The following is a 16,002-nucleotide window of genomic DNA, read 5'->3' as shown; positions in this document are numbered from 1 at the left end:
TTCATAGCTCTTATCTCCCCCCTTTTTAAGGGGGGTTAGGGGGGGATCAAAAGGATTAGGAATAAACCTTTCCGCCGTTAATTCAGGACGATTTAAATAGCCCCTTGCCACCCCAACTCCACCAATGTATAACTCTCCTGAAACTCCCACCGGCACCGGCTGTAAAAAGGCATCCAAAATATAAATTTGGACATTGGCGATCGCCTTACCAATCGTCACTATTAAATCATCTTGACTACATTGTGCAATTGTGGCACAAACACTCGCTTCCGTTGGCCCATAAGCATTAAAAAAGTTTCTTCCCACCGACCATTGTTTCACCAAATCGAGAGGACAAGCTTCACCCGCCACAATTAAAGTTTGTAAATTTGGTAACGATTCTTTTGGTAAAACAGCTAAAGCTGAAGGGGGTAAAGTCACATGGGTAATCTCACACTCTTGCAAGTTTTTAATTAAAGGTTGACCCGGTAATAAAGCATCTTTTTGAGCAAGATAAAGCGTCGCTCCAGAACCAAAAGTCATCAAAATTTCTGAAATACAAGCATCAAAACTAAAAGAAGCAAATTGCAGAACACGACTGTTATGGTTGACTCCAAAAGATTGAATTTGAGCAAGAGCTAAGTTAACTAAACCTTTATGTTCAACCATCACCCCTTTAGGCTTACCCGTAGAGCCAGAGGTATAAATAACGTTAGCTAAATTGGCAGGAGTTAACTGACATTGAAGATTATCTGGAGAATATTGAGAAATCTGCTCTTGGATATGATCTAAACAAATCAGAGTTGCTTGAGAGGGAGGCAATTTTGCTAATAAAGAACTGTGGGTAATCAAAAAAGAAGCTTGACTATCTTCTAACATAAATAGAAGACGTTCAGTGGGATAGTCAGGAGCAAGAGGGAGATAAGCACCACCCGCCTTGAGAATGGCTAATAAGCCGATAATCATCTCTAAAGAACGTTCTAGGGAAATACCGACTAAGACTTCTGCTCCCACGCCTAAAGTTCGTAAATAATGGGCTAACTGATTAGCGCGATGGTTTAATTCAGTGTATGTTAATGATTGCTCCTCAAATACCACTGCGATCGCCTTGGGAGTCCGTTCAACTTGCGCTTCAAATAATTGATGAATGCACTGCTCTTGAGGATAATCAGTCTTGGTATTATTCCAAGATATTAATAATTGCTCACGTTCCTTGGGTGTTAATAAAGGAAGTTCTTTAACTGTAGCTTTTGGATTGAGTATGATTGCCTGAACTAAATTTTGAAAATGTTCTCCCATTCTTGCAATTGTTGCAGTGTCAAATAAATCTCTGCTGTAAATCCAATCTATTGCTAAACCTTCTGAATTTTGCCAGCAGTTTACTTCTAGATCAAATCTGACAGTTTCTTCCACTGATAAAGATAAACTTTCAATACTTAAACCCGAAAGATTCCAAGTATCTTGAGAGGTATTTTGTAGCGCAAACATGACTTGTACTAAAGGATTTCTGCTCAAATCACGGTCAAGTTGTAGCTTTTCTACTAACATCTCGAAGGGTAGGTCTTGGTGAGCATAACCCTCTAAAGTTGTCTGTTTAACTTGTTCTAATAATTCTAAAAAACTGGGATTTTCTGATAAATTAATTCTTAAAGCCAAAGTGTTAGCAAAAAAGCCAATTAAAGGTTCGATCGCTGCTTGATTACGATTAGCGATTGGAGAACCTACCACCAGATCAGATTGACCACTGTAACGAGATAGCAAAACGCCGAAACCGGCCAACAACGTCATAAACAGGGTTGCGCCATGATCTTGACCTAACTTTTTAAGACCTTGAGTGACATTTTGATCCAGTTGAAAACGCTCAACTCCTCCTTGAAAATTTTGTATTGCTGGGCGGGGTTTATCTGTTGGCAAAGTAAGAACGGGAGGGACAGTTGTTAACTGTTCTTGCCAATATTTGAGTTGTTTATCTAAGACCTCACCTGAGAGATATTGACGTTGCCAAACTGCAAAATCTGCATACTGAATAGACAACGGAGGTAGAGGATTGCTTAAGTTGTTGAGAAAGGCTTCGTATAGAGCCGATAATTCCCGAATCAGAATCCCAAAAGACCAACCATCATAGATAATATGGTGTATTTTCAACAGTAACACCGACTTCTGGGAACTCAATTGCAATAACCTAAGCTGGATGAGTGGCCCCACCGTTAAATCAAAAGCTTTCCTTGCTTCTAATTCTGCTATTTGTTGAATTTTAGCGGATTGTTCATTGGGGGATAAATCTTGATAATTATCAACTTTTAACCGAAAAGGACTAGGAGGTAAAATCTGCTGAATCGGTTCTCCTGAAACAGTAGGAAATGTTGTCCTAAAAATTTCATGACGGTTAATTAATTCCCCTAAACTCTGCTCTAACACCGTTAGATTGAGAAGCCCCTCAATTTGCAATATTTCCAGGGCATTGTAGGAACGACTATCAGGGGAAAGATGATGTAAAAACCATAAACGTTGTTGAGCAAAAGAGAGGGATAAATGGCCGTCTCTAGCGACAGGTTGAATTGGTAAATGAGCGTTACTTTTAGACTGTTTGGCCCGTTGTAAAAATTGTAGTAATTCAGGTTTGCGATCGCCGATTTCTTGACGGAGTGCTGGGGTCAAAATTCCTTCGGGAGCCTGACAGCGTAAGCGGTTTTCATCAGCTTCTAGGGTAATGCCCAAGCTTTGTAAGTAGCAGACAAATTCAACAATTGTTCTCCTCATTATTTAAAACTCCACTACTTCAGTATTTTCATGATTTAACTTTTTCTCTGAGTTATCCTGGGCAGACCATTCCACAGCCTGAATATAGCTTGCAATGCCTGCGATCGTCGGTGATTCAAACATAATTTTTACAGAAAGATCAAGTTTAAAAGCTGAATTAATCCTCGATAATACCTGGGTAGCCAAAAGGGAATGACCTCCCAACTCAAAAAAGTTATCCTCTCTACCGACTCGTTCTAGTTTAAGAATTTGTCCCCATATTTGAGCAAGAATTTCTTCAGTCGGAGATTGAGGAGCAATATGGTATTCTGATAACCCTTGATGATCAGGAGCAGGTAGGGAACGGCGATCGCATTTGCCACTGGGAGTTAAAGGTAAACTTTCCAAAATAACAAAGGTATTAGGAACGAGATAGGCAGGTAATTGATTAGCCAAGAATTGACGAAGTTCGCTAGTAGTTATCTGGGAATCAGGAGTAAGAACAACGTAGGCAACTAAGCGTTTATCGCCTGGAGTATCTTCCCTGACAATCACCGCCGTATTTTGCACATCGGGACATTGACTCAGAACCGCTTCAATTTCTCCTAACTCAATGCGAAAACCCCGAACCTTGACCTGATTATCAATACGTCCCAAATATTCAATATTACCATCGGGTAAATAACGAGCTAAATCTCCTGTTTTATACAATTTTGATGGTTGATCTCCCTGCCCCCTAAATCCCCCAATACTGGGGGACTTTAAACCCTCTGTCAGTGCCGAACTCCCCCCAAAGTTGAGGGACTGGGGAGGCGAAAGGGGGGTTAGGGGGGACTCAAATGGATTAGGAATAAACCTTTCTGCCGTTAATTCAGGTCTGTTTAAATAACCTTCAGCTAAGGCTATTCCACCAATGTATAATTCTCCTGGTACTCCAATAGGAACTGGCTGCAAATAGGAATCTAAAATATAAATTTGAGTATTAGTGATCGCACGACCAATGGGAGGAAGAAGCGGCCAATTCTCTACTGGATTGGTCAGGGTAAAACTGGTAACAACATGACTTTCTGACGGCCCATAATGATTATGTAAAGTACAATTTTCTAAGCCTCTAAACCAAGCAGCGATCGCCGATGTGATTTGTAATTGTTCTCCTGCTGTGATGACTTCTCGTAAACTGCTTACCCAAAAATTACGACTAACGCTGACTTCTGCTAATTGCTGTAGAGCAACGAAGGGTAAAAACAGCCTTTCAATTGCTTGCTTTTCTAGCAAATCTAATAAGGCAGAAGTATCTCGTCTAAGTTCTTCTGTTATTAAAACCAACGTTCCTCCCGCAGACAAAGTGGAGAAGATTTCTTGAAATGAAACATCAAAACTAATCGGTGCAAATTGTAGGGTTTTAGCCTCGTTAGTAACCGTCGTATTTTGCAATTGCCAAAGAATCAGATTGCACAGGGCTAGTTGACCCATCATCACCCCTTTGGGCTGTCCTGTTGAACCAGAAGTATAGATAACATAACCCAGACTATGGGGCTGTACCTCAAGATTCAAATTGTCTCGACTAAACTCAGCGATAGTGGGCCAATCAGTGTCTAAATAAACTCGTGTTGCCTGATATTCAGGTAGTTTTTCCACAAGTTTCTCTTGACTTAATAACACAGAAATTTGAGCATCCTTGACCATAAAACTTAAACGTTCCGTCGGATATTCAGGGTCAAGCGGTAAATAGGCTGCTCCTGCTTTCAGAGTGCCTAAAATCCCTATTACCATTTCTAAGGAACGCTCCACACATAAACCGACTAGACAATCAGTTTTTACTCCCAAAGAACGCAAATAATGAGCCAACTGATTAGCTCGCCCATTTAGTTCTGTATAGGTTAGTTGTTGATCTCTAAAGATTACTGCTACAGAATCAGGCGTTAATAAGACTTGTTTTTCAACTAACTGATAGATAGATAATTGGGGTTTATTTGAAGTTAAATATTCTGCTAAATAGTCAGCATGAGTGTCATTCCAAGATGATAATAGATGAGTTTCTGCCATTGTTAACAATGGTAATTGTTTAACTTTGGTTTGAGGATTGGCAATAATTTCCTTGATTAAGTTGTGAAAATTGTGTCCCATTCTCTGAATAGTCGTTGCATCAAATAAGTTGCTACTATAGAGCCAAATCCCCTCTAAACCTTCTGGCTTTTCCCAATAGTGGATTTCTAGATCAAATTTGGCAGTTTCTTCCACTGATAAGGATAAATCTTGAACACTTAAACCCGAAAGATTCCAAGTAACTTGAGAGATATTTTGTAGCGCAAACATGACTTGTACTAAAGGATTTCTGCTCAAATCACGGTCAGGTTGTAGTTTTTCGACCAACATCTCGAAGGGGAGGTCTTGGTGAGCATAACCCTCTAACGTTGTCTGTTTAACTTGTTCTAATAATTCTAAAAAACTGGGATTTTCTGATAAATTAATTCTTAACGCCAAGGTATTCGCAAAAAAGCCAATCAAAGGTTCGATCGCTGCTTGATTACGATTAGCGATCGGCGAACCAATGATAATATTTGAAAGACCACTATAACGGGATAAAAGTAGCCCAAAAGCGGCTAACAACGTCATAAATAAGGTGCAACCCGACTGTTGACTTAACGCCTTTAATTCTTGGGTCAGTTGACTATCTAGCTGAAATCTTTCTATCTTGCCTTGAAAAGTTTGGAACGCGGGACGAGGGCGATCTGTCGGCAGTTCCAACAGAGGAGGAGCATCCGCTAATTGTCGCTTCCAATATTCCAATTGAGCCGCTAAAACTTTACCCTGTAACCACTGCCTCTGCCAAACGGCAAAATCCGCATATTGAATTGGTAACGTCGGTAAAGTTGGTTCTTTATCCGCAACAAAAGCCCCATAGAGATGGGACAATTCACGAATAAAAACACCGATTGACCAGCCATCAGAAATAATATGGTGCATATTAATTAATAAAATATGCTTTTCTGGCTGCAATTTGAGGAGCGTTACCCTCAACAAAGGACTCTGGGTTAAATCAAAGGGGGTTTGGGATTCCTGATAGGCTAATTTTTCGGCTTCTGTCTCCTTTCCAGCCAAATTAACCATCGTCAATTCCCAAATAGGCTGGGGATCAATGACCTGCACGGGAACCCCGTCAACCGTCTGAAAACTGGTACGCAGTGACTCATGACGCTGAATGATGGTTCTTAGGGCTTGTTTGAGAGCTTCTACCTGAAGAGGCCCGCTTAAACTCAAGGCCCCTGTCATGTTATAGGTTCCCGTGGCTCCTTCTAATTGATACAAGAACCAGAGTCGCGACTGGGCAAAGGAGAGGGGTAATTGGCGATCGCGAGGAATGGGAAGGATGGTTCTAGGATTAATTTGCTCCTCTGAACCTAGTTGATCAAGAAATTGAATGATTTCTGCTTTACGGTTTTTCAGTTCTGTTTGAATCTCTGGGGTCAATAGGCCCTGGGGAGCATTACAACGTAGGCGATCGCCGTCCATCCAGAGTTTAATATCTTGATTGGCTAAATCTGACAAAAAGGTTTCAATGGATTTCATATTTCGATCTCCTGGCGATCGCCTGATAAATCATCAATAGGGGTTTGTAATTTTTGTAAAGTGGCATGAATGTCCGTCACGGCTAAAGCCAAATCCGCCACAGTCGGTTGTTCAAATAGGCGACGCAGGGGCAACTCTAGGGCAAAACTTTCTCGTAACCGTGAAATAACCTGAGTGGCTTGCAAAGAATTACCGCCGATCTCAAAAAAGTTATCATCAATTCCCACTCTTTCCAGTTTTAAAACTTGACCAAAAATAGCGGCGATCGCTTCCTGGGTCGGATTGTCTGGAGCCACATAATCTACCGAACGATTTAACTCTGGATTAGGTAACGGTAAAGCCCGACGATCAATTTTGCCATTGCTGGTTAACGGTAAATTTTCCAGCACCAGCCAATAAACGGGAACCATATAGTCGGGAAGCTGCCGTTTAACAAACTCTCGTAATGATTGAGTCGTACAAGCAGGATCATTAAGAACAATATAAGCAACCAAAGCCCGATTTTCAGGGCGATCGCTTTCATTCACCAAAACTACCGCTTCTCGTACCTGGGGATGGGATAGCAAAACCGCTTCAATTTCCCCCAATTCAATCCGGAAACCGCGAATTTTTACCTGATTATCAATGCGCCCTAGATACTCAATCTTGCCATCGGGTAAATAACGCGCTAAATCCCCCGTTTTATAGAGTAGCTTCGTTGGCGAGTTTGGAGAAGTTAGGGGGGGATCAAAAGGGCTAGGAATAAATCGCTCTGTGGTCAATTCAGGACGATTGAGATAACCTCTTGTTACTCCTGCACCGCCCACATACATCTCTCCATGTACTCCAATCGGTACAGGTTGTAAATATTTATCCAGTAAATATACCTGCAAGTCGGGAAGATGACGACCAATGACACTACCCGTGTTATTTAAGTCAGTCATACTTAACGGGTGATAAGTAACGTGGACAGTAGTTTCTGTAATTCCGTACATATTGACCAATATGGGAACTTGGTCGCCGTGTCGTTCAAACCAAGGCTGTAAACTGTTGATTTCTAAAGCTTCTCCTCCAAAAATTACCAAGCGTAAACTTAAACCGTGATCTGTTGCCTGTTCCGCTTGAATTAACTGACGGAAGGCCGCAGGAGTTTGATTAAGAATGGTGACTTTCTCTTGACACAACAATTCTAAAAATAATAGGGGGGAACGACTAACCAAATAAGGCACTATTACTAATCGGCCACCATAGAGTAAGGCCCCCCACATTTCCCAGACAGAAAAGTCGAAAGTGTAGGAATGGAATAAAGTCCAGACATCTTGAGAATTAAAATGATACCAAGAGTCCGTTGCTGCAAACAGTCGCACGACATTGGCGTGATTAACTAAAACTCCTTTAGGTTGACCTGTGGAGCCTGATGTATAGATAATGTAGGTTAAATTATCTGGTTTCGCGCCGCTTTCAAGGTTTGATATACTCTCTTGAGCAATTTTTTCCCATTGTCTATCCAAACAGATAATCTGTAGTTGCTGGTCAGGAATGGATTCTAATAACTTCTCTTGAGTTATTAAGACTTTCACTTGAGAGTCTTCTAACATGAACTGAAGACGTTCATTGGGATAGTCAGGATCAAGAGGCACATAAGCTCCTCCCGCCTTGAGAATCCCTAATAAGCCAACAATCATTTCCAAAGAACGTTCTACGGAAATGCCGACTAAGACCTCTGGCCCCACTCCTAAACTTTGTAAATAATGGGCTAACTGATTGGCTCGACTATTTAATTCACTGTAGGTTAATTTTTGGTTTTCAAAAATAACCGCGATCGCATCAGGAGTCCGTTCAACTTGCGCTTCAAATAATTGATGAATGCACTGATCTTGGGGATAGTCGGTCTTGGTATTATTCCAATCCACTAATAACTGTTGTCGTTCAGCAGGACTTAATAAGGGCAATTCCCGCAAATTTTGTCGCGGATCATTAATAACTGCCTCAAGTAAGGTTTGGAAATGACCCAACCAACGCTGAATCGTTTCATCTTTAAATAAATCCCTATTGTAGTCACAGTCAATTAGAGCTTCTCCGCCTATTTCTGTCACATTCAAATGCAAATCTCGATCCCTAAAACTAACCTTTTGAGGCAGTAAACTAATCTCTAATCCTTTCATTTTGGGTAAATTAATGGCTGGTTCTAAATTGAAACTGACATCAATTAAAGGAGAGCGACTGGTATTACGCGGTAAATCTAACTGATTGAGCAAGAGGGCAAAGGGATAGTCCTGATGTTCATAGGCTGATAACAAAACCCCCCGCATTTGTTTGAGATAATCAGCAAAAGTGGGATTACCCGCTAATTGACTGCGAATTGGTAAAAAATGGGTGCAATAACCCACCATTCCTTCACTATCTAAAAGGCCACGTCCAGACGTTGGCAGACCCACCAGAATATCATCCTGTCCCGTCAAACGATGAATGAGAATGTTATAAACTGATAACAGTGTCATTAAAAAAGTACAGCCCTGTTTACGACTAAATTGCTTTAGTTTTTCTGTAAATTGGCTATCTAAAGTTAGACTTTGACGATTGGCTTGGTAACTGGGTAAAGCTGGACGAGGTTTGTCAGTGGGTAAATTCAAAACGGTCGGATTGACAAGCGTTGTTAACCAATAGGCTTGCTGTTTTTTCAGTTCTTCCCCTTGGCTTGGCTGGCTTTGCCATTCAATCAATTCTCGAAACTGTTTTGGGGTTTTAAGATTAGCCGTAACACCCTGACATTTGGCTGAATATAACTCTCCTAATTCCCGAAGGATTACTCCCATTGACCAACCGTCACTGATAATGTGATGGGCCGTTAATACTAATAAATGCGATTCAGGTTCTAATTTGAGTATATACCAACGCACGAGAGAACCCTGGCTCAAATCAAAGGGTTTTTGACTTTCTTCCTTTAACCATTGTTCTGCTTGCTGTTGAGGCGAAACTTGGTCAGCACTGAAGTCTAAAATAGGACAGTTAATCTCAACCTGGGGCAGTATTTCTTGACTATCTCCCTGGGCATTAATTTTGGTTCGTAACGCTTCATGGCGATCGCTGATTCGTTGAATAGCTTGGGTCATCGCAACGAGATTTAAGGGGCCACTTAATTGCAATGTCACTGATTGGTTATAGGCAGTCGAGCCGTTGTCTCCTAATTGGGCCAAAATCCACAGTTGTCGTTGGGCTTCGGTGAGAGGGACTTGATTCCCCCCTAACCCCCCTTGATAAGGGGATTGATCCCCCCCTAACTCTCCTTGATAAGGGACTTGATCCCCCCCTAACTCCCCTTGATCTAACCCCCCTTGATAAGGGGATTGATCCCCCCCTAACCCCCCTTGATAAGGGGATTGATCCCCCCCTAACCCCCCTTGATAAGGGGGGAGATGAGGTTGATATAAGTCTTTTAGGGACTGGAGATAGGGTAAATTGGCCAAAACTGTTTGTTCATCTACCCCAAAATCAATAAAACAAGCCACTTCATCCACACCGATGGACTGCAAATGATCAATAATTTGACGGCAGGTTTCGGGTGTGCCAATTAAAGCACTGGTTTCTGTATAGCGTTTATAGGCAGAAGCGAGGAGAAAGTCCCGATCTTCTTCTCTTAACTGTTCAAAATCCACTTTCATGCCCTGGCTCTTGACCATGTTCTGCAAGAGTCCGACAGAGGAGGTGAGGTATTGCCCAAAGGGTTGGCGAGCCTGTTCTCGAACTTGTTCTAAATCCTTGCCAACAAAAGTATGCAGGAGAACTGTCACCGTTCCCGACGCGGGATTATAACCATGCTCTGCTAAAGATTGACGATATAGAGCAATATTACGAGCTAAATCTTCCACGCTTTGCCCCATCAGATTGGTAAGGATATTAGCACCGATCGCCCCTGCTCTGATATAGGTATCGGGATTATTGACAATAGTGATCCAGGTGGGTAATTGGGACTGCATCGGTTGGGGATAGGTTTTAACCTCTACCCTTTGACCCTTTCCGTCGGTTACGGCGATCGCTTCCCCTCGCCAAAGTTTCTGGACGGTTTCAATTTCTTGGAACATCAATTCCCGATGTTGGCCAAAGGACTGGGGGGCCAAGACAAAATCCTGGGGATGCCAACCCGATGCAAAAGCAATACCGACACGGCCCTGGGAAAGATTGTCCACCACTGCCCATTCTTCGGCGACTCGGATGGAATTGTGTAGCGGTAAAACCACACTGCCTGATCGCAGTTGAATCTGTTTGGTTTCCCGTGCTAAAGCCGCCGCCAAAACCGAAGGATTGGGAGAAAAACCACCAAAAGCGTGGAAATGACGTTCAGGAATCCAAAGGGCTGTAAAACCAGCGCGATCGCCAAATTTAGCTCCTTCAAACAGTAAGTTATATTTATTCGGGTTAAATTCCGCTTCATAGCTACCAAAGTAGTAGAGGCTAAACTGTATCGTTTTTTGGTCTTGAGACCCGCTCCCTTTCCCTAACTTACTGTCACTAACAGAACGAGAATTTCCCCCCTTATCAAGGGTGACATCAACATCTCCCCCCTTATCAAGGGGGGTTAGGGGGGGATCAATCCCCTTATCAAGCGCGACATCAACATCTCCCCCCTTATCAAGGGGGGTTAGGGGGGGATCAATCCCCTTATCAAGGGTGACATCAACATCTCCCCCCTTATCAAGGGGGGTTAGGGGGGGATCAATCCCCTTATCAAGGGGGGTTAGGGGGGGATCAATCCCCTTATCAAGGGGGGTTAGGGGGGGATCAGTTTGAGGCCTTTGCATTGGCCAGGAGGGCTTTTTTGCGGGGATAAAACCTCCCTGACGCAATTCTGTGACGCTATCTTTAACCGCTTGGACAAATTGGGCAAGATCGGCTTCCGTATGGGCGGTTGAAAGAAAATGTTTACGCCATTCCCAGACATAAATACCTTTTTCTACCATGTGATAGAAAAGTAAATCCAAATTGCCAGAGAGGGCAAACCGGAAGAAAGAACTAAACTGTTCGATTTTAATGGGAACTTCTTCGGCTTGAAAATAATGATTCAGTGTATCGGCTAAGGCCGCAGTGCGTTCAGTTAATTGTTGTTGCAGACCTGGCCCCTGCTCCTTTAAATGGGTCAGGACAGCCCTAGCCGCTACCATTGCTAACGGATGCTGATTAAAGGTTCCCCCAAAAAAGGTTCTGTCCACCCCAGGATAGGATTTATCGCCATAACGCCACATTCCCCCATCAATGCCGTCCAGATAATGAGCCTTACCCGCTACAACTCCAATGGGCATTCCTCCAGCAATCACCTTGCCATAGGTGGCAATATCCGCCCGTACTCCAAATAAAGCTTGCGCTCCCCCTGGGTGCGATCGAAAACCCGTAATCATTTCATCAAAAATCAGGGCAATGCCCATTTGACTGGTAATTTGTCGCAGACTTTGGAGAAATTGTTGGGGTTGGAGTAGAGGATTGCCACTTTGAATTGGTTCTACTAAGACCGCCGCTAAATCCTGCCCCTGGGTTTGTAAATAGTTCAGAGCTTCCGCACTGCCATAGTCCAATACCACCACATCGGAACCAAGGCTGGGGGGAACCCCTAGAGCTAGGGGAAGGGAGTGGGGTTGATTATCAATAATTTGGTTTCTAAAAAGGGTTCCGTCCGCATGGCCATGATAGGAGCCTTCAAAGATGGCAATTTTACTCCGACCTGTTGTTGCCCTGGCGATACGAATAGCGGCCATTACGGCTTCGGTTCCAGAGTTGCAAAAACAAGCTCGTTCGGCTCCTGTTAGTTCACAAATTAAGGCGGCCACTTCTCCCACAATTGGCGATCGCGGATTGAGATGAATGCCTTCAGTGAGTTGGCTTTGTAGGGCCGACATAATGAAGTCTGGTTGATGCCCAAACAGCGTTACCCCTTGCCCCATCGTCATATCAATATATTCATTACCGTCCACATCCCAAATTCTTGATCCTTGAGAACGTTGGGCCACAATGGGATAGAGCATCTCTTTAATGGACATACGGAATCCGACCGAGGCTCGACTATCTGCTAAACGCGGGCGATCACGTTGCACAATTTGCTTAGAGGTTTTGGTACGTTCCGTAAAGCGAGCAATTAATGCCTCTAGATGTTGCTGTTGTTGGGGAGTTAATCCACCTGTGGGTGGTTTTTTCGGCCCCCAGGGAGTGGCTGTTACTGTCGGTTTAGGAGCAGAAGCTTGATTGCTGGTTTGACGGGTGCGACTGGCTATTGGCTCTAGGTTCGCCGCTAATTGCTGGGGGGGAATTAACTGTTGTGTAAGTCCGTTTGACCTATTTTGACTGACGGAAGATGGGGAATTTTCTGTGGTTCGGGGAGTCGTCGGGGCAAAATTGGCCGTTTGCAAGACCTCTAACTGTTTGGCCATCAGTTGTAACTGTTGACCCATAATGTTTTCCAGGGCAGAACTAGAAACGGTTGAACCTGAGGCTGTTACCGCACTGGTTTGTGGCACAGAAACTTGAGGCACTTCAACTCCTCCCATTCCCCCTGCTCCTCCCATTCCTGCAAGGGCGGCGATCGCCGAAACCTTTGGAGAAGCCGTTTGACCTTGAAAGCCGTTGGTATTAGAACTCAGCACGACATTGGGCGATCGGTTATTTGAGCAGGCAATGGGCGCAGAAAACACCTCGGTATTAACTTGAGTATTTTGGAAATCATTAGCCAGATTTTGAGCCAAATAAATAGCTAAAGCATCTAAATTTGATAACTCCTCAAATAACTGACGCATAGCAATTTTAACGTTATAGGTATTTTCAATCCGTCTGACCGCCTCAACCATGACAATGGAATCTGCCCCCATCTCCAGGAAAGGTGTATGAACATTGACATCAGCAGGGGACAATTGCAGTAAATTTCCCACTAGGGTTTGCAATGTGATTAGAATCTCCTGTTGTTTTTGATTGCTGGAGATAGCTTGGACATTAGTGGCATTGGTCGTCATGGTTGTTTCTTCAGAAGTCGGTTTAACGGTTTCAAGCCAATAGCGTTGACGTTGAAAAGGATAGGTCGGTAAGGCCAGTAAATTTTGTGAATAGTTTACATGAAAACCTTCCCAGTTTATTTTTGCCCCTTGGCAATCATAGAGAATCGCCAAACTATTTAGCAGGCTTTGTTCATCTTCTTGAGGAGGGGCGAGGGAAAATAGCCAGGTGGCTGATTTTTCTGGACAACATTGTTGACCCAATCGAGATAAAGTCGGTTTAGGGCTAACTTCTAAAAAAAGACTGAATTTCTGCTCGATCAGCGTTTGGATACTCCCATAAAATTGTACAGGGTTGCGTGCATGATTTCGCCAGTAACGAGCCTCAATCGTTGCTCCTTCTGGTAGAACTTCCCCCGTTAAATTAGCAACTAAGGGAATTTGCAGGGGTTGGTAGGAAATAGCAGCAGCTTCCTGTTCTAAGGAATCTAAAATTGGCTCCAACAGGTGCGAGTGAAAAGCATGGGAAACTTTGAGAGGACGAACTTCTATTCCTGCTGCCGTTAAATGAATGATAATCTCAGCAATAATCGGCGCTTTTCCTGAAATAACAAAATTTTCTGGTCCATTAACAGCAGCGATCGCTACATCAGTCCTATAGGGCTGAATAACTGCTTTAACCCGCTCTTCTGCGGCAAAGACAGCAACCATTGCCCCATCCTTGGGGAGAGATTGCATCAGTTTTGCCCGTTTGGCAATCAGTGTTAACCCTTCTTCTAGACTTAAGGCTCCGGCAACAGTGGCCGCCACATATTCACCGACACTGTGACCAATTACTGCCGCCGGTTCTATTCCCCAGGAACGCCATAACTGTGCTAGGGCATACTCGAATGCGAATAAAGTGGGTTGGGTATAGGCAGTCTGCTCTAGGTAAAAACTCGCTGTTTCGGCTTCTAGGTCAGCAGGATAAAGAATTTCTAAGAGGGGTTGATCTAAATGGGGTCGCAGGATTTCAGCACAGCGATCCAAGGTTTGGCGAAAGATGGGTTGGGTTTCGTACAGTTGACGACCCATACCTACATATTGAGAACCTTGACCGGCAAATAGAAAAACAATTTTAGGTTTTTTCTTTTTGTTAATACTCTTCGGTTCTCTCATCCTTTCTTGGTTACTAAAGTTCTCTAACTTCTGCAACATTTCTAAGCGATCTCTAGCTACTACTCCTAAACGATGATTAAAGTGCGATCGCCGACTATTGGCCGTAAAACAAACATCAGCGAGAGGAATTTCAGGATGATCAGCTAAATACTTTTGATAACAATGGACTAAGGCTTTTAAGGCTTCTTCATTCTTGGCAGATAAAGTCAGCAAATGCCAGGGACGTTCCATCAACTTCTGCCCATTTTGTTGATTATTTTTAACCGTGACAGGAGCTTCGCTAAGAATCACATGGGAATTTGTCCCCCCAAACCCAAAGGAACTGATACCGGCTAAACGTCGTTCGACACCGTTTTCACCAGGCTTAGGGGGTTTGGTCCGCCAGGGTTGAGCCTGAGTGGGAATCGCAAAAGCTGTGTCAGCTAGGGAAATATAGGGATTAAGGGTTTTAAAGTGGAGATTAGGGGGAATTTCTTGGTGTTGTAGGCAGAGAACGACTTTAATCAGACCCGCCATTCCCGCCGCCGCTTCTAAATGACCAATGTTGGTTTTCACAGAACCGAGCCAACAGGTTTGATCGAGCGATCGCTTTTCACCCAAAACCGCTTTCAGAGATTTAACTTCGATCGGATCCCCCAATTCTGTCCCCGTGCCATGGGCTTCGACATAGCTAATCTGGGCCGGTTTTACCTGGGCATTTGCCAGGGCCTGACGAATCACCGCCTGTTGAGCAGGGCCATTAGGGGCCGTGAGTCCATTACTTAAACCATCCTGATTCACCGCCGAACCCTCAATCACTGCTAAAACGCGATCGCCGTCCTGAATGGCATCCCTAAGACGTTTAAGTACGACTACTCCACAGCCTTCCGAGCGCACATAACCATCGGCCCTCGCGTCAAAGGTTTTACAACGACTGTCGGGGGCCATCATTCTCGCTTGGGAAAAAACAACGGTTGTCTCTGGCGACAAAATGAGATTAACTCCCCCCACTAAGCAGAGGTTCGATTCTTGATTTTGCAAACTCTGACAGGCCAGGTGAACGGCGACGAGGGAAGAAGAGCAAGCGGTATCTACGGACAAACTGGGGCCACGCAAATCAAACAGATATGATAAACGGTTAGCCGCAATACTGGTGCTGTTGCCTGTACCCACATAGGCCGTTAAATTAGCAGAGCTTTGGTAGGCTAGGCGATGATAATCCACATCACTGATGCCAATAAAAACCCCTGATTGGCTACCAGCTAAGGTTTCAGGCACAATTGCAGCATTTTCTAAGGCTTCCCAGGTGACTTCTAGTAATAGTCTTTGTTGAGGGTCTAGATAGGTGGCTTCTAGGGGAGAAATTCGGAAAAATTGTGGGTCAAATTGATCGACATTTTTTAGAAAACCGCCCTGGCGACTATACATCTTCTTGGCAGTGGCAGGTGTGGGATCGTAGAAACGCTCAATATCCCAACGTTCAGGAGGAATATCGGCGATCGCATCCCCCCCATTTCGCATGAGTTGCCAGAAAGCCTCTGGATTGTCAGCCCCTGGAAAGCGGCAACCAAGACCAATAATTGCGATGGGTTCCATTCAAATTCCTCTCAAATTCCTCACTGCGGTT

The 16,002-nt window shown here is 43.8% G+C and carries 3 protein-coding genes; all 3 read right to left on the bottom strand.

Annotated features, from left to right (window positions below; genetic code table 11):
• Positions 1-2,739, bottom strand: a 2,739-nt coding sequence (locus LW728_RS20170; protein ID WP_287767904.1) for a non-ribosomal peptide synthetase, incomplete at its 3' end; no start/stop codon positions are given.
• 3 nt (positions 2,740-2,742) lie between these two features.
• A complete protein-coding gene (locus LW728_RS20165) occupies positions 2,743-6,288 on the bottom strand; it encodes a non-ribosomal peptide synthetase (RefSeq protein ID WP_287767901.1) in 3,546 nt (1,181 codons plus the stop codon).
• Entirely contained in the window at positions 6,285-15,971 is a 9,687-nt protein-coding gene (locus LW728_RS20160) for a non-ribosomal peptide synthetase/type I polyketide synthase (RefSeq protein WP_287767899.1), read from the bottom strand. The genes LW728_RS20165 and LW728_RS20160 overlap by 4 nt, the downstream gene beginning before the upstream one ends.
• Positions 15,972-16,002 lie beyond the last annotated feature (31 nt).

The organism is Microcystis sp. 49638_E5, from assembly GCF_021300285.1.
In the GTDB taxonomy this organism is placed as follows: Bacteria; Cyanobacteriota; Cyanobacteriia; order Cyanobacteriales; family Microcystaceae; genus Microcystis; species Microcystis aeruginosa_C.
This window is presented reverse-complemented; position numbering and strand designations above follow the sequence as displayed.